The sequence below is a fragment of the Paragemmobacter ruber genome, assembly GCF_009908315.1.
Classification (GTDB): domain Bacteria; phylum Pseudomonadota; class Alphaproteobacteria; order Rhodobacterales; family Rhodobacteraceae; genus Paragemmobacter; species Paragemmobacter ruber.
Map to the genome: position 1 here is coordinate 1 of NZ_JAAATW010000014.1, position 857 is coordinate 857.

Here is an 857-nt window from a genome sequence, read left to right on the forward strand (position 1 = left end):
CTGGTGCCCAGGGTCTGTTGTTATGTTCCCGTTACGGGCACCTCTGCCGTTGATGGCCTCAGTAAAACAAGGGGTAGCAAAGGGCTGGAGTCACGGTCAACAGGCACGTTTTGTCCTACGGGGCCTGATGGCGGCGGACGGCCACCTGGAGGTTCAGCCGCCGTGATTGCACCTAGTCTCCGACGCACGGAGATTTCCTGCGCTGATGTGATGGGGGGGCTTTCGGGTGCCCCCCACGGGGGAACTGCCGCATTCGCGCGCGGTGACATGCTGTCCTGGATCGCCAGCAAGTTTTTGGGTTCAGGGGTAGCGTAGTTTGTCGGCTTCCGCGCTGTTTCCGAAGACGAACGCGCACCCCTGTTTTTTCGCCAATCAGGGCAGATGTGCCTCTGCCACCTGTACGGGACGATTTTCTGTGCGTCTCTGACCCAGAGCGACGACCGAGCAGCTTTAGCAGGGCGTCCTTCAGAGGGTCCGATCCACAGGAGATCCCCCCATGTTCCACTTCCCCCTTAGCACTACCCAGCCGCTTCCTTCGGCGTCCCCCACACGCTCGATCAAGGCAGACCTCTTCGTCAACGGAGAGCATACTGCGGCGGACGACCTGACCCGCACGATCATTCTCGAACTACTCGACGAGATCGGCATTCTGGCCAAGCCCAGATCGTCCCGTCGCGATCCTCCAGGAACCCTCAAGACAAACCGGCGGGTTGCACAGGAGACCGAGAAGCAGATCTGCTTCATGGCATCGTTCCTCCGGACCGTCAGCCAGGTCGAGCGGTTCGGGATCCTCATGGACCGCCATCGCTGGACCGATACGCCCTGCGGATACAAAGCCGCCCGCACGATCACCCAGG

At 61.1% G+C, this 857-nt stretch carries 1 protein-coding gene; it reads left to right on the plus strand.

The window, feature by feature from the left end:
• Positions 1-496: 496 nt before the first annotated feature.
• Positions 497-857: hypothetical protein (locus GU920_RS19240; RefSeq protein WP_161768721.1), on the plus strand; the 361-nt coding region annotated here is incomplete at its 3' end.